The organism is Altererythrobacter xiamenensis (assembly GCF_900177715.1).
In the GTDB taxonomy this organism is placed as follows: domain Bacteria; phylum Pseudomonadota; class Alphaproteobacteria; order Sphingomonadales; family Sphingomonadaceae; genus Erythrobacter; species Erythrobacter xiamenensis.
In genome coordinates, this window is the sequence record NZ_FXWG01000001.1 from 319085 (window position 1) to 342241 (window position 23157).

General features: G+C 62.9%; 26 protein-coding genes and 1 other RNA gene. 15 read left to right on the forward strand and 12 right to left on the reverse strand.

Features of this window, described 5'->3' with window-relative positions:
- The first annotated feature begins 77 nt into the window (after positions 1 to 77).
- The gene (locus CCE89_RS01645; protein ID WP_086436296.1) at positions 78 to 689 is read left to right on the forward strand and encodes a PilZ domain-containing protein; all 612 of its coding nucleotides are present in this window, start codon (positions 78 to 80) and stop codon (positions 687 to 689) included.
- A 6-nt stretch (positions 690 to 695) separates the two neighbouring features.
- On the opposite strand, the gene CCE89_RS01650 is transcribed toward CCE89_RS01645, so the two are convergent.
- Positions 696 to 2792, reverse strand: coding sequence for a malate synthase G (locus tag CCE89_RS01650; RefSeq protein ID WP_086436943.1), 2097 nt, complete (start codon positions 2790 to 2792; stop codon positions 696 to 698).
- 187 nt (positions 2793 to 2979) lie between these two features.
- Here CCE89_RS01650 and CCE89_RS01655 point away from each other — a divergent pair, with 187 nt between their 5' ends.
- The 4 genes from CCE89_RS01655 (at position 2980) to CCE89_RS01670 (ending at position 6814) form a co-directional block, all read left to right on the forward strand.
- The gene (locus CCE89_RS01655) at positions 2980 to 4188 is read left to right on the forward strand and encodes a hydrolase (protein ID WP_086436297.1); all 1209 of its coding nucleotides are present in this window, start codon (positions 2980 to 2982) and stop codon (positions 4186 to 4188) included.
- Positions 4185 to 5201 (forward strand): arginine N-succinyltransferase, encoded by a 1017-nt coding sequence (locus tag CCE89_RS01660; RefSeq protein ID WP_086436298.1) that lies wholly within the window; start codon positions 4185 to 4187, stop codon positions 5199 to 5201. Before CCE89_RS01655 ends, CCE89_RS01660 begins: the two co-directional genes overlap by 4 nt.
- The gene (locus CCE89_RS01665) at positions 5198 to 6448 is read left to right on the forward strand and encodes an N-succinylarginine dihydrolase (RefSeq protein WP_086436944.1); all 1251 of its coding nucleotides are present in this window, start codon (positions 5198 to 5200) and stop codon (positions 6446 to 6448) included. The genes CCE89_RS01660 and CCE89_RS01665 overlap by 4 nt, the downstream gene beginning before the upstream one ends.
- 117 nt (positions 6449 to 6565) lie before the next feature.
- Complete coding sequence (locus tag CCE89_RS01670) at positions 6566 to 6814, forward strand: hypothetical protein (RefSeq protein ID WP_086436299.1); 249 nt, start codon at positions 6566 to 6568, stop codon at positions 6812 to 6814.
- A gap of 19 nt (positions 6815 to 6833) precedes the next feature.
- Here the strand turns inward: CCE89_RS01670 and CCE89_RS01675 are convergent, their stop codons facing one another.
- The 3 genes from CCE89_RS01675 to mscL all read right to left on the reverse strand — a co-directional run bounded on the left by CCE89_RS01675 (position 6834) and on the right by mscL (position 8181).
- Positions 6834 to 7031 carry a hypothetical protein gene (locus CCE89_RS01675; protein ID WP_086436300.1) on the reverse strand — a complete coding sequence of 66 codons (198 nt, stop codon included), beginning with the start codon at positions 7029 to 7031 and terminating at the stop codon, positions 6834 to 6836.
- Positions 7032 to 7344: 313 nt separating this feature from the next.
- Positions 7345 to 7688: a transfer-messenger RNA gene (ssrA, locus tag CCE89_RS01680) on the reverse strand.
- A 31-nt stretch (positions 7689 to 7719) separates the two neighbouring features.
- Positions 7720 to 8181 (reverse strand): large conductance mechanosensitive channel protein MscL, encoded by a 462-nt coding sequence (gene mscL / locus CCE89_RS01685; protein WP_086436301.1) that lies wholly within the window; start codon positions 8179 to 8181, stop codon positions 7720 to 7722.
- Positions 8182 to 8382: 201 nt separating this feature from the next.
- Between mscL and CCE89_RS01690 the strand changes: the two genes are divergently transcribed.
- The 5 genes from CCE89_RS01690 to CCE89_RS01710 are packed head-to-tail and all read left to right on the forward strand — an operon-like array spanning position 8383 to position 11842.
- Positions 8383 to 8985, forward strand: coding sequence for a LemA family protein (locus CCE89_RS01690; RefSeq protein ID WP_086436302.1), 603 nt, complete (start codon positions 8383 to 8385; stop codon positions 8983 to 8985).
- Positions 8986 to 8990: 5 nt separating this feature from the next.
- The gene (locus CCE89_RS01695; protein WP_086436303.1) at positions 8991 to 9815 is read left to right on the forward strand and encodes a TPM domain-containing protein; all 825 of its coding nucleotides are present in this window, start codon (positions 8991 to 8993) and stop codon (positions 9813 to 9815) included.
- Positions 9815 to 10492 carry a TPM domain-containing protein gene (locus CCE89_RS01700; RefSeq protein ID WP_086436304.1) on the forward strand — a complete coding sequence of 226 codons (678 nt, stop codon included), beginning with the start codon at positions 9815 to 9817 and terminating at the stop codon, positions 10490 to 10492. The genes CCE89_RS01695 and CCE89_RS01700 overlap by 1 nt, the downstream gene beginning before the upstream one ends.
- Positions 10493 to 10503: 11 nt before the next feature.
- Positions 10504 to 11046: an NUDIX hydrolase gene (locus tag CCE89_RS01705; protein ID WP_086436305.1), complete on the forward strand. Its 543-nt coding sequence runs from the start codon at positions 10504 to 10506 to the stop codon at positions 11044 to 11046.
- Position 11047: 1 nt separating this feature from the next.
- A complete protein-coding gene (locus tag CCE89_RS01710; protein ID WP_086436306.1) occupies positions 11048 to 11842 on the forward strand; it encodes an SDR family oxidoreductase in 795 nt (264 codons plus the stop codon).
- A 144-nt stretch (positions 11843 to 11986) separates the two neighbouring features.
- On the opposite strand, the gene CCE89_RS01715 is transcribed toward CCE89_RS01710, so the two are convergent.
- From CCE89_RS01715 to CCE89_RS15320, 3 genes are read right to left on the reverse strand one after another with little or no spacing between them, the layout of a single operon-like run.
- A complete protein-coding gene (locus CCE89_RS01715; protein ID WP_086436307.1) occupies positions 11987 to 12202 on the reverse strand; it encodes a PspC domain-containing protein in 216 nt (71 codons plus the stop codon).
- On the reverse strand, positions 12199 to 12321 hold the full coding sequence (locus CCE89_RS15315) for a recombination protein F (protein ID WP_200810272.1): 123 nt from the start codon (positions 12319 to 12321) through the stop codon (positions 12199 to 12201). The genes CCE89_RS01715 and CCE89_RS15315 overlap by 4 nt, the downstream gene beginning before the upstream one ends.
- A gap of 35 nt (positions 12322 to 12356) precedes the next feature.
- Positions 12357 to 12473 (reverse strand): enoyl-CoA hydratase, encoded by a 117-nt coding sequence (locus tag CCE89_RS15320; RefSeq protein ID WP_200810273.1) that lies wholly within the window; start codon positions 12471 to 12473, stop codon positions 12357 to 12359.
- Between the two features lie 236 nt (positions 12474 to 12709).
- On the opposite strand from CCE89_RS15320, the gene recF reads away from it, so the two are divergent.
- Positions 12710 to 13783, forward strand: coding sequence for a DNA replication/repair protein RecF (gene recF / locus CCE89_RS01720; protein WP_086436308.1), 1074 nt, complete (start codon positions 12710 to 12712; stop codon positions 13781 to 13783).
- Here recF and CCE89_RS01725 read toward each other — a convergent pair whose 3' ends face one another.
- On the reverse strand, positions 13784 to 14518 hold the full coding sequence (locus CCE89_RS01725; protein ID WP_086436309.1) for an arylesterase: 735 nt from the start codon (positions 14516 to 14518) through the stop codon (positions 13784 to 13786).
- A 59-nt stretch (positions 14519 to 14577) separates the two neighbouring features.
- On the opposite strand from CCE89_RS01725, the gene CCE89_RS01730 reads away from it, so the two are divergent.
- Both CCE89_RS01730 and CCE89_RS01735 read left to right on the forward strand, forming a co-directional pair.
- Positions 14578 to 15282, forward strand: coding sequence for an ABC transporter ATP-binding protein (locus CCE89_RS01730; protein WP_086436310.1), 705 nt, complete (start codon positions 14578 to 14580; stop codon positions 15280 to 15282).
- Positions 15279 to 17807 carry an ABC transporter permease gene (locus tag CCE89_RS01735; protein WP_086436311.1) on the forward strand — a complete coding sequence of 843 codons (2529 nt, stop codon included), beginning with the start codon at positions 15279 to 15281 and terminating at the stop codon, positions 17805 to 17807. The genes CCE89_RS01730 and CCE89_RS01735 overlap by 4 nt, the downstream gene beginning before the upstream one ends.
- Positions 17808 to 17812: 5 nt before the next feature.
- Here CCE89_RS01735 and CCE89_RS01740 read toward each other — a convergent pair whose 3' ends face one another.
- Both CCE89_RS01740 and CCE89_RS01745 read right to left on the reverse strand, forming a co-directional pair.
- The gene (locus CCE89_RS01740; protein WP_143255933.1) at positions 17813 to 18535 is read right to left on the reverse strand and encodes a hypothetical protein; all 723 of its coding nucleotides are present in this window, start codon (positions 18533 to 18535) and stop codon (positions 17813 to 17815) included.
- A 240-nt stretch (positions 18536 to 18775) separates the two neighbouring features.
- A complete protein-coding gene (locus tag CCE89_RS01745) occupies positions 18776 to 19231 on the reverse strand; it encodes a glycine zipper 2TM domain-containing protein (protein WP_234989884.1) in 456 nt (151 codons plus the stop codon).
- 199 nt (positions 19232 to 19430) lie between these two features.
- Here CCE89_RS01745 and rarD point away from each other — a divergent pair, with 199 nt between their 5' ends.
- Positions 19431 to 20339, forward strand: coding sequence for an EamA family transporter RarD (rarD, locus tag CCE89_RS01750; RefSeq protein WP_086436313.1), 909 nt, complete (start codon positions 19431 to 19433; stop codon positions 20337 to 20339).
- Here rarD and pyrC read toward each other — a convergent pair.
- Positions 20336 to 21379 (reverse strand): dihydroorotase, encoded by a 1044-nt coding sequence (pyrC, locus tag CCE89_RS01755; RefSeq protein ID WP_086436946.1) that lies wholly within the window; start codon positions 21377 to 21379, stop codon positions 20336 to 20338. The two genes, rarD and pyrC, sit on opposite strands and share 4 nt — an antisense overlap.
- A 68-nt stretch (positions 21380 to 21447) precedes the next feature.
- Between pyrC and CCE89_RS01760 the strand changes: the two genes are divergently transcribed.
- Positions 21448 to 22329 (forward strand): ATP-grasp domain-containing protein, encoded by an 882-nt coding sequence (locus CCE89_RS01760; protein ID WP_086436314.1) that lies wholly within the window; start codon positions 21448 to 21450, stop codon positions 22327 to 22329.
- Positions 22330 to 22335: 6 nt separating this feature from the next.
- On the opposite strand, the gene CCE89_RS01765 is transcribed toward CCE89_RS01760, so the two are convergent.
- The gene (locus CCE89_RS01765; RefSeq protein WP_086436315.1) at positions 22336 to 23157 is read right to left on the reverse strand and encodes a patatin-like phospholipase family protein; all 822 of its coding nucleotides are present in this window, start codon (positions 23155 to 23157) and stop codon (positions 22336 to 22338) included.

Consider the following 23157-nt stretch of genomic DNA (forward strand, 5'->3'; position numbering starts at 1 on the left):
AGCTAACTCTACATCCAAATCAAATCGGCAGGATCGGGCGCCACAGGTAGCTGATAACCAACAGGAACGAGGTCCCGATGAGCTTTCTCGAAGCGCGCCGCCAAGCAGCCCAGCAAGAGCGTCGCCGCTCGGCACGTTTCACGATCGACATCCCGGTGACCCTGCGAACCATCAGCGGCAATCGCGAATGCCGCATGGCCAATATTTCGGACAATGGCGCCAAGCTCGAAACGGATACGCCGCCGCGCGAAGGCGTGTCGGGCTGGCTGATCATGGGCGGCGAGGAAATCTACTGCACCGTGATCTGGTCGAAAGATGGTGCCTGCGGGATCGAGTTCGAGCGCTCGCTAAGCGAAGACAAGCTCGTCGAGATCGCTGGCGAGCAGGTTACGGAAACCGTGCCCGTCGCCAATCGCGGCAATATCCAGATGGGCCGCAAGCGCGGCAGCTTGCTCGGCAAGGGTCTTGCGAAAAAGCCGGAGCCTCAGAGTGAGCCGCCGGCACAAACGCAATTCGAACCCGCACCAGAGCCTGAGCCGCAGAAGCTTCCGGAGTTACAGTCCGAACCCGAAATCCAGGTCAGGCCCGAGCCCCAGCCCGAACCGAAACCCGAACCCAAACCCAAACCCAAACCCGGGATCAATAATCCGCTCTTCATTTCGAGGCTTCAGGCGATCAGCGCAGGCTGACCGGTTTCAGCCCGCCTTCTTCACCTGCCTCCAGTGATGCAGCAGCGGTTCGGTATAGCCCGAAGGCTGCTCGACACCCTTGAACACGAGATCCTTCGCTGCCTGGAAGGCCGGGTGATCCTCATTGCCGACAAGCGGCTCGTAGAAGGGATCGCCAGCATTCTGCGCATCGACCTTCGCCGCCATGCGGCGCAGGCTGTCCATCACCTGATCTTCAGTAACAACGCCGTGCAGCAGCCAGTTGGCCATATGCTGCGAGGAGATACGCAGCGTCGCGCGGTCTTCCATCAGCCCGACATCGTTGATGTCCGGCACCTTGGAGCAGCCGACGCCCTGGTCGATCCAGCGCACAACATAGCCGAGTAGCCCCTGCGCATTGTTGTCGAGCTCTTCACGCAATTCGTCTTCCGACCAGTTCGTGCCCTGAGCCAGCGGGATCGTGAGCAGATCGTCGAGCGGCGGAATCTCGCCAAGTCCCTTCTGCTCGTGAAACACATCGCATTCATGGTAATGCAGCGCGTGGAGCGTCGCGGCAGTGGGTGACGGCACCCAGGCGGTGTTCGCGCCCGCTTTCAGGTGCCCGATCTTCTCGATCATCATCTGGCCCATGAGGTCGGGCGCGGCCCACATCCCCTTGCCGATCTGCGCTCTACCCGCGAGCCCATGCTTGAGGCCTATCGCGACATTACGCTTCTCGTAGGCCTGCAGCCAGGCAGAGCTTTTCATCTCGCCCTTGCGGACCATCGGTCCCGCCTGCATCGAGGTATGGATCTCGTCGCCAGTGCGGTCGAGGAAGCCGGTGTTGATGAACACCACGCGATCCTTCACCGCTTCGATACAGGCGCCGAGGTTCGCGCTGGTGCGGCGTTCCTCGTCCATCACACCGACCTTGATCGTGTTGCGCGGCAGGCCGAGCAGGTCCTCGACGGCATCGAACAGATCATTGGTGAAGGCGCATTCTTCCGGCCCATGCATCTTGGGCTTCACGATGTAGATGCTGCCGTGCCCGGAGTTGCCGTATTTGGCATGACCTTCGACATCGAGCGCGCCGATCGCGCTGGTGAAGACCGCGTCCATGATCCCTTCCGGAATCTCGGACCTATCTTCGAGCAGAATGGCAGGATTGGTCATCAAGTGACCGACATTGCGTACAAAAAGCAGGCTGCGTCCGGGCAGACTGTGTGACTGCCCTTCGCCATCCGTGTAGGTCTTGTTCCCGGCCAGCTTGCGGGTGAGCGTCTTGCCGCCCTTCTCGAAACTCTCTTCCAGATCGCCGCGGATCAGGCCAAGCCAGTTGGTGTAGGCGAGATGTTTGTCCTCGGCATCGACCGCCGCGACCGAATCCTCGCAGTCGCAGATAGTCGTCAGCGCCGCTTCGCAGATGACATCGGCGATACCCGCCTTGTCGTCACGGCCGATCGGGCTTTCAGGATCGAACACAACTTCGATGTGCAGCCCATTGTTTTTGAACAGCAAGCCCTTCTCGGTTTCGCCGATATACTGGCTCTCGTCCTTCAGCTTCACGGCATCCTTGCCGCTAAGATCCGACCAGCTGCCACTCGCCAGGGGCACGGTTTCATCGAGGAAGGTCCGTGCCCGCGCTATAACGGCATCGCCGCGGTCCTTGTCATAGCCGCCCGGTTTCGCCGGCGGTGCATCGACCGCATCGGTGCCGTAGAATGCATCGTAGAGGCTGCCCCAGCGCGCATTGGCGGCATTGAGCAGGAAGCGCGCATTGAGGATCGGCACAACGAGTTGCGGCCCCGCCATCGTCGCGATTTCGGAATCGACGTTCTCTGTGCCGATGGTGAAGTCGGCAGGCTCAGGCACCAGATAGCCGATCTCGCGCAGGAAAGCCTGATATTCGCTCTGGTCGATCGGCTTGCCGCGTCGCTGTGTGTGCCATGCGTCGATCTGTGCCTGAAGCTCGTCCCGCTTCGCCAGCAGAGCACGATTGCGCGGGGCATAATCGGCGAGAAGGGCTGCAAAACCGTCCCAGAACGCGGATACGTCGCGTCCCAGAGGCGTCAGGACCTGCGTTTCGACAAGATCGGCCAGACGGGCATCGACGGTAAGACCGGAACGGTTGACAGTATCGCTCACATTTTCCTCGCACATTGGGCTCACGCACGCGCCCATCGGGCCAGCACGCAAGCGAATGAATTGTCAATTCTATCCGGGGAGGAACGCGCCGGATATGGCCAAGCCTCTCGCCAATTGCAACCACCCTTCCCCAGCGATGCAAGGCGCGCCTTGGCCTTGGCCTCTGCCACCGCTAAGGCGGTTTCACATGATACCTCAGACTGAACACGACAAACTGATCGAAGCGATCGACCAGGACGCAATGCTCGCCGACGCGCGAAGCTGGAGCGCGGTCAACACCGGCACTGCCAATCTCGAAGGGCTGAGCAAAATGGCGGGCATGCTCGCCGACGCATTCTCCACCCTGCCGGGCGAGATCGAACTGATCGACCCCGCCCCGGTCACCGCCATCTCGCCGGAGGGCAAGGAAGTCGAACAGAAATTCGGCCAGCACATGGTCTTGCGCGTGCGCCCCGATGCCGAGCGGCGACTGCTTTTCACCGGCCATATGGACACGGTTTTCCCGAAAGATCACCCGTTTCAGGAGCAGGAGTGGCTCGACGACGAAACGCTGAACGGTCCCGGCCTTGCGGACATGAAGGGCGGCATAGCGGTAATCCTCCACGCCCTGCGCGCGTTCGAGCAAAGCGAGCACGCCAGCCGCATCGGCTATGACGTGATGATCAATGCGGACGAGGAAACGGGCTCGCTTTCGTCCGCCCCGCTGATCGACCAGCTGGCCAGGGGCAAATATGCCGCGCTGACCTATGAACCTTCTGCGCTGCCCGATGGGACGCTCGCCCATGCGCGCGGCGGAAGCGGCAATTACTCGCTCACCATCACCGGACAATCCGCCCATGCCGGGCGCAATCCGCAGGACGGTCGCAATGCGATTGTCGCCGCAGCGGCGCTGACCATGGGGCTGAAAGAGCTTCAGAACGAGGAATGTCCGGTCAATCCGGCCAAGATCGAGGGCGGCTCCGCCAACAATGTCGTACCCGATCACGCCGTGCTGCGCTTCAACATCAGGCCCAAGAGCCCTGATGCGGCCGATGCATTCGAGGCCGGCCTCGCGCGGCTGATCGGTGACGTCCAGCAGGGCCACGAAGTGTCGATCCATCGCCACGGCGGCATCACCCGTCCGCCCAAGCCGGTCGACCGCAAGGCGCAGCGACTGTTCGATCTCGTGCGCGATTGCGGCGCGACGCTCGGCCAGGAGATCGGCTGGAAATCGACCGGCGGCGTGTGCGACGGCAACAATATCGCGGCTTGCGGCATCCCCGTGGTCGACACGATGGGCGTGCGCGGCGGCGCCATCCATAGCCCGCAAGAATTCATGATCGTATCATCGCTGAAGGAACGCGCGGCGCTTTCCGCCCTCGTCCTTCACAAGCTATCCTCGGAGAACCTGCTTTGACATTCCGCCTGCGCGCGGCCCGCGCCGACGACCTCGAACCGCTTTACGAGATGGCCAAGCTGACCGGCGGCGGCTTCACCAATCTGCCGCCCGATCGCGCGGCGCTCGGCGCGAAGCTCGGCCGCGCGAGCGATGCTTTCGCCAATGAAGGTGAGGAACTGGCCGACGAACAATTCGTGCTGGTGCTCGAAAACGCGGAAACCGGCGCAATCCGCGGCACCTGCCAGCTGATGACCAATGTCGGCCAGCACTGGCCGTTCTATTCCTATCGCCTCAACACGCTGACGCAGTATTCGAACGAGCTCGACCGGACCGTGCGCGCCGAACTGCTGAGCCTCGTCACCGACCTCGAAGGATCGAGCGAAGTCGGCGGGCTGTTCCTCCATCCCAACGAACGGGCTGGCGGGCTTGGCCTGCTGCTCGCGCGCAGCCGCTATCTCTTCATCGCTATGCACCGAGCACGCTTTGCCGACCGCACGATCGCGGAACTGCGCGGTATCATCGACGAGCGCGGCGGCTCGCCCTTCTGGGACGGGGTCGCGGGGCGCTTCTTCGGGATGAGCTTCCAGGACGCGGACTATTTCAATGCGATCAACGGCAACCAGTTCATCGCCGACCTGATGCCCAAGCATCCGGTCTATGTCGCGATGCTCGACGACGATGCGCGCAGCGTGATCGGCGTGCCCCATCCCACAGGGCGCGCGGCAATGCGCATGCTCGAGAACGAAGGTTTTCACTACGAGAACTATGTCGACATTTTCGACGGCGGCCCGACCATGATCGCCCGCACCGACGATATCGTCAGCGTGAAGAGCGCCGACCAGCGCAAAATCTCCAGCGTCGATAACGCAGAGGGCGAGCGCGCGATCATCGCCACCGGTCGTCTCAGCACCTTCCGCGCCTGCTATGGCGCAAGGACCGTCAATGAGGATGGCACGATCTCGATCGATTCGCAGGCGGCCGACGTTCTAGACGTGAAGGTCGGCGACAGCGTGTGGAGCGTGACGCGGTGAGCCTCAAGGAAATCAATTTCGACGGGATCGTCGGTCCGAGCCACAATTACGCAGGGCTGAGCCTCGGAAATATCGCGAGCGCGAGTCACAAGGGTGATCCGTCCTACCCCCGTGCCGCCGCCTTGCAGGGCGTTGCCAAGATGCGCGGTAATCTCGAAAGGTTCGGCGCGCAGGGTTTCCTGCTGCCGTTGCCACGGCCGAACGATGCATTGCTCGATCGGCTTGGCCCTGGCGCTGCCGATAATCCCGCACTGCTCGCCGCGGCATGGTCGGCCAGCTCGATGTGGACAGCCAATGCCGCGACCGTCAGCCCCGCCCCCGATACCGCCGATGGCAAGTGTCACCTGACGCCCGCCAACCTCGTCACCATGCTGCACCGCGCGCAGGAGTGGCCCGATACCAAGCGCATGCTCGATGTGGCATTCGGCAATCGCGATCACTTCGTGGTGCACGATGCCGTGCCTCCGACGTTCGGCGACGAAGGCGCAGCCAATCACATGCGGCTTTGCGCCGGTCACAGCGAACAGGGCGTCGAAGTTTTCGTTTATGGCAGGCCGGGCGGAAAATTTCCCGCTCGCCAGCACGAACAGGCCAGCCGCGCGGTCGCACGCCTCCACGGGCTCGATCCCGAGCGCGCGGTCTTCATCGAGCAGAACCCGGTCGCGATCGAGGCGGGCGCGTTTCACAATGACGTGGTCGCCGTCGCCAATGAAGATGTGGTGTTCGCGCACGAGCTTGCCTTTGCCGATCGGCAGGGCGCCTATGACGCCATGCGCAAGGCCTTCCCCGCGCTGCAGGTGGTCGAAGTGCCCGACAGCGCGGTGAGCCTTGCCGAAGCGATCAAAACCTATCTCTTCAATGCGCAGCTCGTGACCCGTCCCGAAGGCGGCATGGCGCTGGTCGTGCCGGAGGAATGCCGCGAAAGCGCGCCTGTTTGGAGCTGGCTCGAAAGCATGCTCGCCACCAACGGCCCGATCCGCGAGGTCGTGCCGGTCGACGTTCGCCAGTCTATGGCCAACGGCGGCGGTCCGGCCTGCCTGCGCCTGCGCGTCGTCGCCGATCCGGCGACAGTCGATCCCCGCTTCACGCTGAGCGAAGAAAAAGCCGATACTCTCGAGCAGGTCATCGCGCAGAACTGGCCCGAGCAGATCGATCCGCAAGACCTTGGTTCCGAAGCACTTTCGAACAGTGTCAAATCGGCACGGGCATCACTTCTGGCGGCACTGAACCTGCCCGAACTGGGTTAACGCACTGGACACTTTGTCGGGCTGATTTACAATTGGCTCTGCGTTAACCAGCGCCTTCCGCAGTAAACCGCCATTGGCATGGTGCTTGCTGTGAAAGGTCTTAACGGAAGGAAGAGAATGCTTCGCAAGATTGGCCGGCTGTTCGTGATCAAGACGCGCTTCGAAGCGTATCTGATCATCTACGCCCTGGCCCTTGGCGCGATGACCCGCGGAGCGCACTACACGCTCGAATATCCGGGATGGGGCGGCTACCTTCTTTTTGCAGCCACCGCGGGCGCGGTTTTCCTCGGCGGAGCGAAAATCCTCGATGCGATCCGTTACGAGCAGGACGCCAAAGTGCGTGAGGAAACCGAAAGGGCCGACTGAGCCCTTTCGTTCGGCCCTGTCAGCCCTCCTGCCCGTCCGCGTTTTTCACGGCGTAGGAAAGCAGTTCAATCTCTCGCTTGGCGACGATGTAGGAATAGACCAGCGCCGCGACAAAGATCATGCCGCTGCCGCCGCGCAGGAATGGCACATCCAAAAGCACCGAGACTATGATCAGCGCGATGGTGATGAACAGGAATGCGATCGTGATTCTGGACATGATTGGCTGGCCTGAAAGGGTTTAACGTTTGTGACCGTGTTAATAACGGTTTCCCCGTAAGAATGCCTTGCGCTTCACTCCTAATGGCGGCTTGTCCGGTAACCTTACCGCGGGGTTACGCGCAGCCATCTACGCTCACGAACCTCGGGTGATCGTGATGGCTTCGATCGTCTGAAAAAGAAGGTGGGGGTTTCTGTTGCTAGCTACCCGCGTTTTCGTTTGCGGGGGCAGGACCGTCGCGCATCGGCGATGTCACTTCTGTCGAGCTATCGTGAAGGTGGGGGTTTCTGTTGCTAGCTACCCCCGGAGCCCCGGAATCCGCTTCTGTTGCCCGGTGGGTCCAACCGCGCTTTAGCTTTGTAAGATCAGGCCGTTAGGCCGTCAGATTACGCAGCAAGAGCGAGTGCTTCATTGTCATTGGCACTTGTGTGTTGTGAACAGTTTTACGGGTTACTCAGCCCGGGCGAAAACGAAGTCTTTCAACACACGTCGATCCTGGTTCGGCCCCGTCAGAATGCCCTGAGATCAGGGCCTTATGGTGGAGCCGCCGGGTACTGCCCCCGGGTCCGTTGTGCCTATTGCACAGCGCAATTTATCGCCATAGCCCGCAAAAACGGGCAGGACCTATATAGGCCCCGCCCGCTTAATGTGAAGTGTATGTGTTTTATAGTAGTTCAGGTGCCGGCGTTCAGCCCATCGGGCCGTTTTGCGGCGCACCGGGAGCCCCACCCTTCAGCGCGTCACGAATTTCCGTCAGCAGCTCGATCTCGGTCGGACCGGCAGGTGCTTCCTCCTCCGCAGGCTTCTCGAAACGTGCCTTCACCTTGTTGGTATAGCGGACCAGCAGGAAGATGATGAACGCCAGGATCAGGAAGTTGATGATCGAGGTGACGAATGCACCCCAGGCGAGGACATTGGCGCCCGCTTCGCGCGCAGCCTCGAGGCTCATGCCCGTCACATCGCTATCGGTGCTCAGTACCAGGTACTTGTCGCTGAAATCGACATCGCCGAAGATCATGCCCACGATCGGCATGATGATATCCGAAGTCATCGATGCGACGATTACGGCAAAGGCACCGGCGATTATCACCGCAACCGCCAGCTCCATCACATTGCCCTTTGCAATAAACTCCTTGAATTCCGAAAGCATTCCACCCTCCAATATCGACCCGTTGAAGTTGCAAAGGGTTTTGCAAAAGTGGTCGCGTTTGCCAAGGGGCCCGAATTGTAAAATCAGGTAGCGAAGTGAGGCCTGTTCGGACGCGGCGAATCCTTGAATCTCCACAAGGGTGTGCTAACTATGTAATACAGACCTGCGGGCGCCCCCCGCCCGCCTCCTGGGGAGATATCGATGAACGTTTCCACTTTCGGCCGCCTCGCGTTTGCGGCGGTTGCTTCACTTGCCCTTGCAGCCTGCGGGATTAACTCGGTTCCGCGCGCCGAAGAAAACGCCAAGGCCAAATGGGCAGATGTCGAGGCGCAGTTTCAGCGTCGCGCCAACCTCATTCCCAACCTCGTCGAAGTGGCGCAGGGCGCGGCAGAGAACGAGCGTTCGATCCTGACCGAAGTGACCGAGGCGCGTGCCCGTGCCACCAGCATCAACGTCGATGCCGCCGATCTGGACGATCCGGCGAAGATGCAGGAGTTCGCTGCGGCACAGGGCCAGTTGGGACAGGGCATCGGGCGCCTGCTCGCCAGCTTCGAAGCCTATCCGCAGATCCAGTCCAACCAGAACTATCTCGCGCTGCAAAGCCAGCTCGAAGGGACGGAAAACCGCATTGCCGTCGCCATCCGCGATTATAATGAGGCGGTGCGCCAGTATAACACCACGATCCGCACCTTCCCCGATACGATCGGTGCGAACATCATCCACGGCGCGGAACCGCTGGTGCCTTATGAGGCTGCGACCGAGGGGGCCGAAGTCGCTCCTGAAATTGACATGACGTCGAACTGAGCGCCATGTTGCGCCGCCTCCTCCTGATCCTCGCTGCAGCGGGGGCGCTCATCGCGTCTCCGCTGGCCGCGCAGCCGCAATTTCCCGAGCTGACCGGGCGTGTGGTCGACAATGCCGACCTCCTCTCGCCCGAAGAGGAAGCTGCGCTGACGCAAAAGCTGGAGGCGCTCGAAACGCAGTCGGAACGTCAGCTGGTCGTCGCGACCATTCCTGATCTCCAGGGCTATGACATCGCCGACTACGGCTATCAGCTGGGCCGCGAGTGGGGGATCGGGGATGCCGAGCGCAATGACGGGGCGCTGCTGCTTGTCGCGCCGAATGATCGCAACGTGCGGATCGAGGTCGGTTACGGGCTCGAAGGCATCATGACCGATGCCCTGTCCTCGATCATCATCCAGAACGCCATCCTCCCGCGTTTCCGCGAGGGTGACTTCCCCGGCGGAATCGCGGCAGGAACGGACGCGATCGTCCAGCAACTCGTCCTGCCCGAAGACCAGGCGCGGCAGGTCGCTCAGCAGGCAAGCGAGCGCCGCCAGAGCGACGGCGGCGGCGGTTTCGGCTTCCTCATCTGGATTGCCATCATCTTCTTTTTCTTCATCCTGCCGATGATGCGCGGGCGCGGAAGGCGCAGGCGCTTCGGCACCGGCAGCATGGTTGGCGACATCATCCTGTGGGAGGTCGGCTCGGCCATTGCGCGCGGTGCGATGAGCGGCGGCGATGACTGGGGCGGCGGTGGATCGGGTGGTTTCGGCGGTGGCTTCGGCGGCGGCGGAGGCTTTTCCGGCGGTGGTGGCAGTTTCGGGGGCGGCGGCGCCTCCGGGGGTTGGTAATGGGACGCTATCTGACACCTGATGAGCACAAGATCGTCTCGGATGCCGTCGGCGCGGCAGAGCAGACGACTTCGGGAGAGATCGTCACCGTACTGGCAGATCGCAGCGATGGGTATAGCGACGTCGCGCTGGTCTGGGCGGTGGCGGTATCGTTCACCGCAATGAGCCTGTTCGCGATCCTGCCCAAGCCATTCATGGATCTGTGGGATCGCCTGATCGGCGGCTGGATGCACGAATGGACCACCGGCGAGCTTGCGGGGATGACTATCGCGCTTGGCCTGATCGCTTTCGTAGCGGCATGGGCGGTGCAGCTGTGGCAACCGCTCAAGTTCCTACTGATCCCCGGCCCGGTGAAGCTGTCTCGCGTCCATGATGCGGCAGTGAAGCATTTCAAGGTCGGTGCCGAGCGGCGCACGCATGGCCGCACCGGCGTTCTGATTTACCTATCGATGCGCGAACACCGCGCAGAAATCGTGGCCGACGAGCCGATTGCGGCCAAGGTTCCGGCCGAAGTCTGGGGCGAGGCGATGGCCGACATGCTTGCCGAGATCAGGAAAGGCTGCGTCGCCGAGGGCATGGCCGCCGGCGTGCGCGACGTAGGTGCCGTTCTGGCCGAGCACTTTCCGCGCGGAGATCATGACGAGAATGAGCTTCCCGACAGGCTTATCGAAGTCTAACGCTTCGCCGCATGACAGATCCCGACGCTGACAAGCCCGAAGAAATCGTCTGGCAAGGCAAGTTCATCACCGCCAAGCGCCGCGGACGCTGGGAATATGCCGGGCGCGCGCGGGGTATCCGCGCCGCCGCCATCATCGCGATCGATGACGGGCACGTCCTGCTGGTCGAGCAATACCGCGTGCCGCTGAGCCGGATCTGCCTCGAAATCCCCGCTGGCCTGATCGGCGACCACGAAGGGCTCGAGGACGAGGACGCCACCACCGCCGCGATCCGCGAGCTGGAGGAAGAGACCGGCTACCGTGCAGAGCGCATGGAGAACCTGGGCGAGTTCTATTCCTCGCCCGGTATGGTCTCGGAAAGCTTTTCGCTGCTACGCGCGCACGGACTGACAAAGGTCGGTCCGGGCGGCGGCACGGAAAGTGAAGACATAACGGTACACCGGGTCAAGCTGGCAGACCTGCCCGCTTTTGTTGCAGACTGGCGCGAGAGCGGCCATGCAGTCGACGTACGCATAGCCATGCTGATGGCGGCGGGATTTATTGGGAAGGATTGAAATGGGCGGCGAGAGAAAAGGACGCGTAGAAGGCAAGCTGGCGCTGGTTACAGGCGCAGCGCAGGGACTGGGCCGCGCGCATTGTCGCCGCCTCGCAGAGGAAGGCGCCAAGGTCCTGTGCACCGACATCAACGGTGAAGGGGCCGAGGAAACCGCCGCACTCATCAACGAAACGCTTGGCAACGGCACCGCCTTCTCGATCCAGCATGACGTGACCGATCCAGCCGCGTGGGAAGCTGCTGTTGCCGCTGCGAAGGAGCGGATGGGCGGCCTCAACGTGCTGGTCAACAATGCCGGGATCGGGGTGCCGGGCAATATCGAGACCTGTGACTTCGCCGACTGGCAGCGTTGCTTCTCGATCAATGTCGATTCGATTTTCCACGGCTGCCAGAAGGCGCTGCCGCTGATGCGTGAGCATGCGCCGGGATCTATCATCAACATCTCCTCGATTGCCGGTCTGATCGCCAGCGACACCATGCCCGCCTACAACTCGTCCAAGGCGGCGGTGTGGATGCTGTCGAAGTCGATTGCGCTGCATTGTGCGAAGAACAACATGCAGATCCGTTGCAACTCGGTGCATCCGACCTTTGTCGACACACCGATCCTCGACGGGACGGCGCGCGCGCATTCGCTCGACAAAGATGTGCTGCTGGAAAAGCTGGCGCGGCAGATCCCGCTCAAGTTCGTCGGTGAGCCCGACGATATCGCCAATGCGGTGCTTTATCTCGCCAGCGACGAGAGCCGCTTCATGACCGGTGCGGAGCTGAAGCTCGATGGCGGTATTTCGGCGATGTGAAGATGGGTCGTCGCAACTAGCAACGAAAGAGGGGCCGAAAAGGCCCCTCCCGGTTTGTCAGATAGTGTCTCTTGAAGGTCCCCTTGCGAGACTGGGGGGCGCGGCTGCCCCATAAACCGGGAACAGCTGTCAGGTGCCGCGCCTTCAGTCAGCGATCAGGGCGATCGCGAGGTAGATCAGGATCAGCGATCCGAAGCCGATGATCGTGCCGGCAACAAAGCCTATGCGAACCATCATGGGATCGATGCCGAAGTAGTTGGCGATACCGCCGCATACGCCGAAGATCTTGCCGTCGCGCTTGTCGAGGTGAAAACCTTCTTCGCGGATCGGCCCGCCATTGCTGCGTTCTACGTTGTTCATGCCAGGATTCCCATTGTCGGCGTCGCAGGGACGATGGCGGTGGCCATGAAGACCGCCGAGATCGCGAGAGCGGCTACGGCAGCGGCGAAACGGTTGCCGGTGTCGGAAAGAGTGAACATTGAATTGGTCCTTTCTGGTGTTTGGTATTTCGTGTTCAGGCGAACAGCGAGGGGCTGGCCGGAACGATTGCAGTCGCCATGAAGAAGGCGGAGATTGCGAGCGAGAAGACAGCGGCGAAGGCGCGGCTGCTGTTGTCATTGCTTGAGAACATGGGGGTATTCCTTTTTACATTTGCTCCGAAAGGCCCATCCTTTCGAACACCCCAGACACTGCAGGAGGTGTGCCAAACTCGAAAAACGGGAGAATTCCGCGGTTCTCTGAACAGGCATTCAGAAACTCGGCGTTAATCAAAGCGAAAGATTGGTAAAATTTCCCACATATTGGGATCGGGGATTTTGGTTGCGGAATTCGTGGCGTGCCTCGGGTGATTTGCTAGGGCTTCTTGCAATGGCTCTCGACCGCATCGCCCTTGAAAACTTCCGCAATCATGCGCGTAGCGAGCTTCGCGAAACTCGTGGCTTCAACCTCCTTTTCGGTGAGAACGGCGCGGGAAAGACCAATGTGCTTGAGGCCATTTCGCTACTCGCCCCCGGACGTGGGTTGCGGCGCGCAGCGTTGGACCAGATGGTCGGGCCTGCCGGAGCAGGCTTCGCCATTGGAGCCAGCCTCAGGGAACAGGGCCATGAGAGCGCGCGCATCGGCACCTTCGTCGAAGGAGAGCGCCCGGGCCGCCGCCAAGTGCGCGTCAACGGGGCCGAGGCAAGCGCGGCCTCGCTCGGCGAATGGGTGGCGATGAGCTGGCTGATCCCCTCGATGGACGGCCTGTTCATGGATAGCGCCGGCGCGCGCCGCCGCTTCATCGACCGGCTGGCCCTCGCGATCGAGCCGGGCCACGCGCGCAATGTCTCGCGCTATGAAGCGGCGCTGCGCGAACGCAACAAGCTGCTGGAGAAAGGCGCCGACACCACATGGCTCGATGCGATCGAGGCGCAGGCGGCCGAACATGGCGAGCAGGTGGCGGTCACCCGATCGGCGCTGGTCACGACCCTATCGGACGAGCTGACCGCCCTCCCCGACGAACCATTTGCCCGTCCGCTGCTGACCTATCGCGCCGGTGGACCGTTGGAGCGCCCCGCCCTGCGCGAGGAGTTCGCCCGCCAACGGCCACGCGACCGCGCGGCAGGACGCGCGCTGACCGGTCCCCACCGGGACGAGTTGGAGGTCGTCATGGCAGGCAGCGGCCAGCCGGCGGCGAGTTGTTCAACCGGCGAGCAGAAGGCCATGCTGATCGCGATCATCCTCGCCCATTCCGCGCTCGCCGCGGCAGGCCGTCCGAGCGTGCTGCTGCTCGACGAAGTGGCAGCCCATCTCGATCCGGTCCGGCGTAGCGCCCTGTTCGATAGGCTAAGGCAGGGCCGCGCGCAGGTCTGGCTGACCGGCACCGAGCGTGCACCCTTTGAAGAAATCACCGAGGAAGCCGCGGTGTGGCGCGTTTCGGGCGGATCGCTCGAAAAACTCTAGCTACTCGGCGGGCTCGTCCGGCGCGTCATCTTCGGGCAGAGCACCCACGACCGTTTCGACCGTCGCGCCGACCAGTTCCTCGATCCCCTCTTCGGTCGGATGGATCCGGTCGGACTGGAACAGCTCCGGCCGTTGATAGATCGATTCGAGGAAGAAGGGCACGAGCGCCGCATCATATTTCTCCGCAAGGTCGCCATAGAGCTGGTCGAACTCGCGCTGAAACTCCGGCCCGTAGTTGGGCGGTGCGCGCATGCCCATCAGCAGGGCGGGGATGTCGCGCTCCTGCAATTCGGCGAGCATAGCGTCGAGATTGCTGCGCGTTTCCTGCGGAGAAAGCCCGCGGAGCAAATCGTTTCCTCCGAGCTCGACGATCACCAGGTCGGGCTTTTCCTCCTGCGCATCGAGCGTGAACTCGAAGCGCTGGAGACCAGCCGCGGTCGTATCGCCCGATACGCCGGCATTGGCAACGTCCGCGTTCACGCCTCTCGCCCGCAGTGCCGCCTGCAAGCGCGAGGGATAGGATGCATCCTCGTCCACGCCATAGCCTGCGAAAAGGCTGTTACCGAAAGCGACGATGTGCCGCTCTGGTCCCGAAACCGGGATTGTCGCCTCGACAATGTCGCCGCCGCTTTCCGCCGCCCCGGAGGGCGCGTCAGCGGGCGCATCCGCTCCACATGCCGCGAGCACGAGCGCCAGCGCGGGAATTAATAGTTTCGACGAAGTGCTGATGTGCATCTACCGGGCTCCTACGCGCGTATCTTGCCTAAGCCATAGCCCTATGCCATCGGATTCCCGTGACCAACCCCCCTCTCGCAATTTCAGCCCGCAATCTCACCCTTACCCTTGGTAGCGACGCCGCGCCGGTCGATATCCTGCGTGGTATCGACCTCGATGTCGCCGATGGCGAGGTGGTTGCGCTGCTCGGCCCGTCCGGTTCCGGCAAGAGTTCGCTCATGGCCGTGCTCTCGGGTCTTGAACGCGCGACGTCGGGCAGCCTGACCGTCGCAGGACAGGATTTCACCGCGCTCGACGAGGATGCGCTGGCAGAAGCGCGCCGTGGCCGCGTCGGCATTGTGCTGCAGGCGTTTCACCTCCTGCCGACCATGACCGCGGCGGAAAACGTCGCGACGCCGATGGAGCTTTCCGGCGCATCCGATGTTCGCGCCCGCGCCGAGGAAGAACTGCGCGCCGTCGGCCTCGGCCACAGGCTCGACCATTATCCGACGCAGCTTTCGGGCGGCGAACAACAGCGCGTCGCCATCGCGCGTGCCACGGCGCCGCGTCCGCAGCTGATCTTCGCCGACGAGCCGACCGGCAATCTCGACGCGGCGACCGGACACGAGATCATCGACATGCTTTTCGCTCGTCGCAAGGAAACCGGCGCAACCCTCCTGATCATCACCCATGATCCCGAATTGGCCGAACGCTGCGAGCGCGTCATCACCATGGGTGACGGCGTGATCGCGTCGGACACCAAGTCCGAGACGGCCGCACAATGAGCGAACCGACAAGCGGTCTCGGCTGGGGGCAAGCCTGGCGCATAGCCCGGCGCGACCTCAACGCGCGCTTCAAGGGGCTGCGCCTGTTGCTGGTCTGTATCTTTCTCGGCACCGCAGCGCTTGCCGCGATCGGCACGCTCAGTTCGGCAATCGAGCGCGAACTGGCTTCGCGCGGGCAGGAACTGCTCGGCGGCGACCTCGAGATCGAGGTTTGGCAGCGTGATCTGAATGCAGAAGAACAGGCGGCGCTTTCCGAATACGGCGCCATATCGGGCGGCACCCGGCTGCAGGCGATGGCGACGACCGAAGAATCCGCCGCTCCGGTCGAGCTGAAGGCCGTCGACGACAAATGGCCGCTCTACGGGATCCTGACGCTGGCGGACGGGCGCGAGACGGGCGCACCCAGCGGCAATGATGCCTGGGTCGCGCAGGGCGCGATGGACCGGCTCGATCTGGCTGTGGGCGAGACGTTCAACATCGGCACGGTGGAGCTGGTCGCAGCGGGCGTGATCGATAACGAGCCGGATCGGCTCTCCGAAGGATTCCAGCTTGGCCCCACGATCATCGTGGCCGAAAACGTGCCGCAGCGCGCAGGGCTGCTCGCGCCGGGCTCGATGTACCAGAGCAAGTATCGCGTTGCCTTCGACCAGAACCGGGACCCCTCTGATGTCGAAGACACGCTGACCGAACGCTATCCCGAAGCAGGCTTTGATTTCCGCACCCGCGACCGTGCCTCGCCCGGCGCCGACCGTTTCGTGGAGCAAATGGGCGATTTCCTCACACTGGTCGGGCTCGCCGCGCTGGTGATTGCAGGCATCGGTATTGGCGGCGGGGTGACGTCCTATCTGGAGGCGCGGCGCGGCAGCATCGCGACGCTCAAAGTGCTTGGCGCGACGAGCGGCGACATCCTCAGGATCTATGCCCTGCAGATCGGCGTCGCTGCGCTGATCGGCAGCCTTGCGGGAATCGCGGTTGGCATTCTCGTTACGCCGGTTCTCGGTTCTGCACTGCAGGGCCTGCTTCCGGTCGAGGGCGGCTTCGTGATCGAGCCTGCGCCGCTAATCCTCGCCGGGGCATATGGTCTGCTAGTGGCCTTCGCCTTTGCTGCTACGCCATTGCTGAGGGCACGCAGCTTCCCGGCCATGGCGCTGATGCGTTCGCGCATCACGCCGCTATCGCGCGACCGCCGCGCACTGGTCTGGACCGCAGCTGGCGTAATTGCGATCTGTGCGCTGGCAATCTTCACCACCGCCCAGCCCTTGCTCTCGGCGGGTTTCCTTGGTGGAGCCGCCTTTGCCCTCGTGCTGCTGGCTGCCATCGGTTTCGGCATCCGCGCCCTTGCCCGCCGGGCTCCACGCGCCTCGAACCCGCTGCTGCGCGGCGCGCTCGCCAATCTGCATCGCCCCGGCGCTCCGACCGGCTCGCTCGTAACCGCACTCGGCTTCGGCCTTGCGAGCTTCGTCCTGCTCGCCGCCGTACAGAGCGCGATCGACGGCAATATCGACCGCCGCGTGCCGCAGCAGGCTCCCGATTACTTCGTGCTCGACATCCCGCGAGACCGGGTGGACGATTTCGAAGCGCTGGTGCGCCAGACTTCGCCCGAAGCCGACATTCGCACCGTCCCCGCGCTGCGCGGCGCCGTCCTCGAATACGGGCCGGAGAGCAATATGCAGCGCGTGTCCGAGCTCGAGGAAATTCCCGAGGGCGGCTGGGCGCTGCGCGGTGAGCGCGGGCTGACCTATTCGGAAACCCTGCCCGACGGAAACGTCCTGACCGAAGGCGAATGGTGGCCGGCAGACTACAACGGAGAGCCGCTTGTCTCGCTCGATGCCGAGTTCGCCGAAGCGGTCGATCTGGAGATTGGCGACTACATTACCGTGGGCGTGCTGGGAGTCGAGCGCACTGCGCGGGTGGCAAACCTGCGCCAGCTCGACTGGGAGAGCATGGGCTTCAACTATGTCTATGTCTTCTCGTCCAATGCGCTCGAAAGCGCACCGCACAATCTCGCGGCGACAATCGAATTGCCAGAGGATGCCGCAAGCGGCGCACTGCTGCGCGATCTGGTCCGCGAATTTCCGTCGACCTCGGTGATCGAGGTGGGGCAGGTCCTGACCGAAGCGCGCACCATCCTCGAACAGGTGGGCCTCGCGACTCTGGCTGCGGCCTCGGTCGCGGTGCTTGCCGGTCTTGCGGTGCTGATGGGAGCTATCGCGGCGGCGCGCGCCTCCCGCACTTACGACACGGTCGTCCTGCGCGTGCTTGGCGCCAGCCGCAGGCAGGTCCTGCTGATGCAGCTCGCCGAATATGGTGTTCTCGCGCTGCTGCTCGCGGTGGTCGCGCTGGGACTGGGATCGACGCTCGCCTGGGTCGTGATAACCCAGCTGTTCGAGTTCGACTGGCTGCCCGATTGGGGCGAGATATTCGCCGTTCTCGGTCTTGGTCTCGCACTGGTAGTGGTGTTCGCGGTGGCGGGATCGCTGCCGCTATTGAAGGCCAAACCCGCACAGGCCCTGCGCGAGCTGTAGAGCGCTCAGCTCCGCTCCAATGTAACGATATCGACTTCGGTGAGGCCGCCTGCGATCACACGCGCGTGGATTCTCGCCTGAGCGCCCTGCCTGTCACCAAGAAGCGCGTTCTCCGTCTCGCTCAGCGCAAGGTGGCGCGGCTTCAGCCCGGCACGGTCGAACAGCGTGAAGTGGAATTGCAGCGCTTCTTCTGGCGGAAGCGGTGTTCGATAGGTCACCACCCGCAGGCGACATTGCGCTCTATCCGTTCCTGCCCCCTCGACCACCGCGCCACGTGGAACGATCTCGGCAAAGGCAGGTAGCCGCGCCGCCCAGATGGCCGAATTGGCCAGCGAACCGGCACAGCCTCGGGCCGCTGGTAGTAGCGCAGCGCGTTCTTTCGCTGTCATTTCCTTCGCCAACGACGCCGGACGGGCAGCTTTTATGCCCGCAGGCAAATCCAGCACATCTCCCCCTTCGAGCATGCGGATGCGCGCTTCTTCCCGCACCAACGCCAAAGCTTCAGGCCCAGCGTCGATCGGCGGGATCGAATGGTCGAAGCTGACAGTCAGCGCGGCATTGGCCTCGTTCGTGAAAGCGAGATCGGGATCGGTCATCAGCCGGTCGTTGAGCGCCTGCTGAACCATCGGATCCGGCTCGGTCGCCGCGACCGGCTCGCGCACCTCCCCGTCGCAAGCAGCGACCATCAGCGCCAGGACGGCGCAATCTAGGGTACGACTGCCGGTCATGATCGCGCGCTTCGAGACCTCATCATCGGTTCAGGGCAAAATGCCCCGATCATCGCCCCTCCATCGTCGATCAGGGTTAATTTTGCCTTCACGCTTCGCGCGCTCCAACACAGCCCCAACGAAGAAAGCGCCCCTCGCCCGAAGGCACAGGAGCGCTTTCCGTGACCTGGTGGTGGTCACGCAAGGACCAATGGTGGGTTGGCCCAAGTCGTTGATTTGGTTGAGCGACCCGAGTGCCGCTTAGCGGCAGCGCGAGTCCGACCGGTCGATCGCACGGCCGAGGATCGCCCCGCCCGCAGCGCCGAGAATGGCACCCAGCGTCCGATCTCCGCCGCGACCGGCGACTTCGTGGCCGATCAGGCCGCCGACGCCGGCACCGATCAGCAGACCGGTGGTTCCGTCACGCTTGCGGCAATAGTAGCGGCCGTCATTGGCGCGCCAGATGCGCGTATCACGATAGACCGGTTCGTCGTAATAGCGCGCGCGGTGACCGCGGTCGCTGTAACGATAATCGTCGCGGTAGTGACGCTTGTGACGCTTGCGCTTGTGCTCGAAGCTCATGTCGCCGAGCGTGCTCGCGGTCTGCGTGTGCGAGACCTGCGGTGCGATATCGGCGGCGGCGGCGGGGCTCGCAAAAGCGAGGCCGAGGCCGGTGAAGGTGCTTACAAGAGCGGTCTTGGTGAGAATGCGCGTCATGGGGTTTATCCTTAGTGTTTTGGAGACGGTCACCACCTGCCTCCGATTGGGTGTGTTCAGCTATACGCACGGAAACCTGAACGGCATGCAACATGCCAGTCAGGAAAATAAAGCTGCGACGAGAAGAGTGGTTTTCATCGACGAGCCGTGAAAAATCACCGCGCTTGCCCGCGATTATCGCTCGGCCTAGGGGCAGGCGATGAGCGCACAGCCAGACGAATCGCAACCATCGGGACTACCGGCCGCTATCGGGGCCTACCTGATCTGGGGCTTCATGCCGCTCTACCTGATCCTGGTGGCAGCCGTCCCCCCATTCGAGTTCGTCGGCTGGCGCATCATCTGGACGCTGCCGATCTGCCTCGTCATCGTCCTGTTCCGCAAGCAGATGCCCGATCTGCTCAGCGCCATGAGCGACGTGAGGTCGCTCAAGGTGCTTACGGCGAGCGCATTGCTCGTCGGGACCAACTGGCTGGTCTATATCTGGGCGATCCAGAACGGCCATGTCTATGCGGCGAGCCTGGGCTATTACATCAACCCGCTGGTCAACGTCTTGCTCGGCACACTGGTGCTGGGAGAGCGTTTGTCGCGGCGTCAATGGCTCGCCGTCGCGCTCGCGATGTGCGGTATTGCCGTCCTGGCGGCCGGGGCTGTGACGACGCTGTGGATCAGCCTCACCCTCGCCTTCTCCTTCGGCACATACGGCCTGTTGCGGAAGCAGGTTGCGGTGGGATCACTCCCCGGCCTGACGATCGAAAGCGCCATCTTGCTGCTTCCGGCGGCGGGCGTGGCCTGGTGGTATGCCGCAAGTCCTGCCGGTTCGTCCTTCTTCGTCTCGCCGAGCCTCAGCCTGCTGATCGTGCTGGGCGGCTTCGTCACCGCGATCCCGCTGCTGATGTTTGCCGTGGCGGCGCGCCGCATGGACTATTCGACGCTCGGCTTCACGCAGTTCCTCGCGCCGACGATCGTCTTCGTTCTGGGGCTCACCGTGTTCGGGGAAGAGCTCAAGCCCGCGCAAGCGATCTGCTTCGCCCTGATCTGGTGCGCGGTGGCTATCTTTGCCTGGGATTTGCTGGCGCAGCGCCGCGCGCGCCTAGCCGCTGCAGGCTAGCTCGCGATCCGCCAGCCGAGCGTCTGCCCGGCGTGGAAGGGCACGATGACGTCCTGCGATGCGGACAGGTCGAGCGTTTCGGGAACCGTGACCTCCGCCTTCTCGAGCGTAATCGTCTCGTCATTGACCGGCAGACCGTAGAACGCCGGACCGTGGAGCGAGGCGAAGCCTTCGAAACGGTCGAGCGCGCCCTCTTCCTCGAACACGGCAAGATAGCTCTCGAGCGCATAAGGCGCGTTAAATATGCCCGCGCAGCCGCAGGCCTGCTCCTTCGCACCGCGCGTGTGCGGCGCGCTGTCGGTGCCGAGGAAGAACTTCGGAGAGCCAGAAGTCGCAGCCTTGCGCAGGGCAAGCCGATGCGTCTCTCGCTTGGCCACAGGCAGGCAATAATTATGCGGCTGGATACCGCCGACCAGCATGGCGTTGCGATTGATATGAAGGTGCTGCGGCGTGATCGTCGCTGCAACCTTGTCGCCCGAAGCCTTGACGAATTCCACCGCATCGCTGGTGGTGATGTGTTCGAACACCACCTTCAATCCCGGGAAAGTCTGCGTGATCGGCTTCAGGTGCCGCTCGATGAACTCGGCCTCGCGGTCGAATACGTCGATATCGCTGTCGGTCACTTCGCCGTGCACGCACAGCACGATGCCGTCCTCGGCCATGCGCTCGAACACGGGATAAATCCGTTCCACATCGCTTACGCCGTGCGCCGAATTGGTGGTCGCGTTGGCGGGGTAGAGTTTGACCGCGGTGAACACGCCTTCTGCCGCGCCGCGCGCCAGATCTTCGGGATCGGTGTCGTCGGTGAGGTAGCAGGTCATCAGTGGCGTGAAGTCGAGACCTGCAGGAACCGCAGCCAGAATACGCTCACGATAGGCGCGCGCTGCATCCGCGGTGGTTACGGGCGGCGAGAGGTTGGGCATGACGATGGCGCGGGCAAACTGCCGCGCGGTATAACCGACCACGTCGCGCAACATGGCTTCGTCGCGCAAATGGAGGTGCCAATCATCGGGGCGGCGGATCGTCAGCGTCTGTGTCATCGCGGCTTCCTGTAAGCCTGCGCGCGGCATCTTTCCAGTCGGCATTCGCGGCTCTAGAGGCTCACCCCATGCAAATCGGTTTCCTCACATGCCCCGGCACGCATCCAGGTTCGGATCGCAGACGCGAAGACGCTTATGAGCACGACATGCAGGTGGCAGCGCTGCGTCCTGCAATGGAGGAGCGCGGCATGGCTCTGACGGAGATCGACTGGCGCGCACCGATCGAGGCGTTTGTCGATTTCCCGCTCGTGCTGGTCGGTACGCCGTGGGACTACCAGGATGCCGAGGCGGAATTTCTTGGGAAGCTCGACGCGCTGGAGGGTTCCGGGCGTCAGGTCTGCAATCCTGCCGCTCTGGTGCGCTGGAATGCGCGCAAGACTTATTTGAAGGATCTGGCTACGCGCGGCGCGGCGACGATTCCGACGATCTGGCTCGAACGCGCCACTGCGGAAGATATCGTCCGCGCGCTCGATGCGTTCGGTAGCGAAGCCGTAGTCGCGAAACGGCAGGTAGGCGCAGGCGCTGAAGGACAGTCGATCCACCATGCGGGGGCGCTCGATCCGGCATGGAAAATGGAGCAGCCCATGATGCTGCAGCCCTATCTCGACCAGATCACTCGCGAGGGGGAATATTCCTTCCTCTTCGTAGATGGCGCATTTTCGCATGCCTTGCTGAAGCGCGCTGCCGACGGAGATTACCGCGTCCAATCGATCTATGGCGGCACGGAGGAGGCTCTCACCCCCTCGACCGCCGACCTTGCCGCAGCGCAGCGAATCTTCGCCGCGGTCCCCTTCGACACGCCGCTCTATGCACGGATCGACATGGTGCGCGGCGATGACGGCGCGCTTATGCTGATGGAAGCCGAGATGATCGAGCCCTATCTCTATCCCGAACAAGGACCGCAGCTTGGCGTAATGATGGCCGAAGCGATCGAGCGACGGCTCGGCTAGGGAGGCCTAGTCCAGTTCCAACCAGCCGCGCGCGTCGGCCTGGCCCTGCTCCCAGGTCTTGTCGATCTTGTCTGCATCGGTGAAGTCGATCTTGTCCGCCGCCACTTCACAACTCGGCTGGAAATACGCCCGGTCGGGATGCTGCGGCAAGTGGCGATAGCGGCGGGTCAGCAGCACCATCGTGCGACCCTCGCCCTCGCTCGGTAAAGGCGCCTTGTCGGTCATTCCGCCGTCGAGCACGCGGTCTCCTTCCCACTCGGGCACATCGAATACCGGCGGTATTGTCGCCGCCGCGCAGATAAGGTCGACCAAGTGGCCTTCGCGCGCTGCCCGGCGCGCATCGACGCGCAATTGCTCAAGGCCGAGCGCGCGGGGCCATTCGAGGTGCGGCGTCGACCGGATCGCCTGCTCAGCTTGGTAGGCGAACCCGTAGAGCACCGCGGAGATACGTGGCGGAACGGATTGTGGCGGGCAGCTCAAGGCCACTTCAAAGGCCGGACCGTTGGCGATCGCCTCCATCGCCTCGGCATCGAGCGTTTCCTCGACCACGGCACGATACATCTCCTGATGCGGCGTGAAATTGGACTTGTCCCTCGCGAGATTGCGCTCGTTCTCTTCGAAGGCATCGCGCATCACTTCGCGCAAGGTTTCCTCACGCCCGCCGATCCAGGCAGCCCCCGATAGCGCGCCGCCCGAAACGCCGCTGACCCTCTCGGGTTCGATCCTGAATTCCTTCTCCATTTCGCACAGAAATCCGCCGTGCCAGAAGCAGCGAATACCTCCACCGGAGAAGGTGAGCTGGTCGAAATCGAGACGTTCCAATGCCAT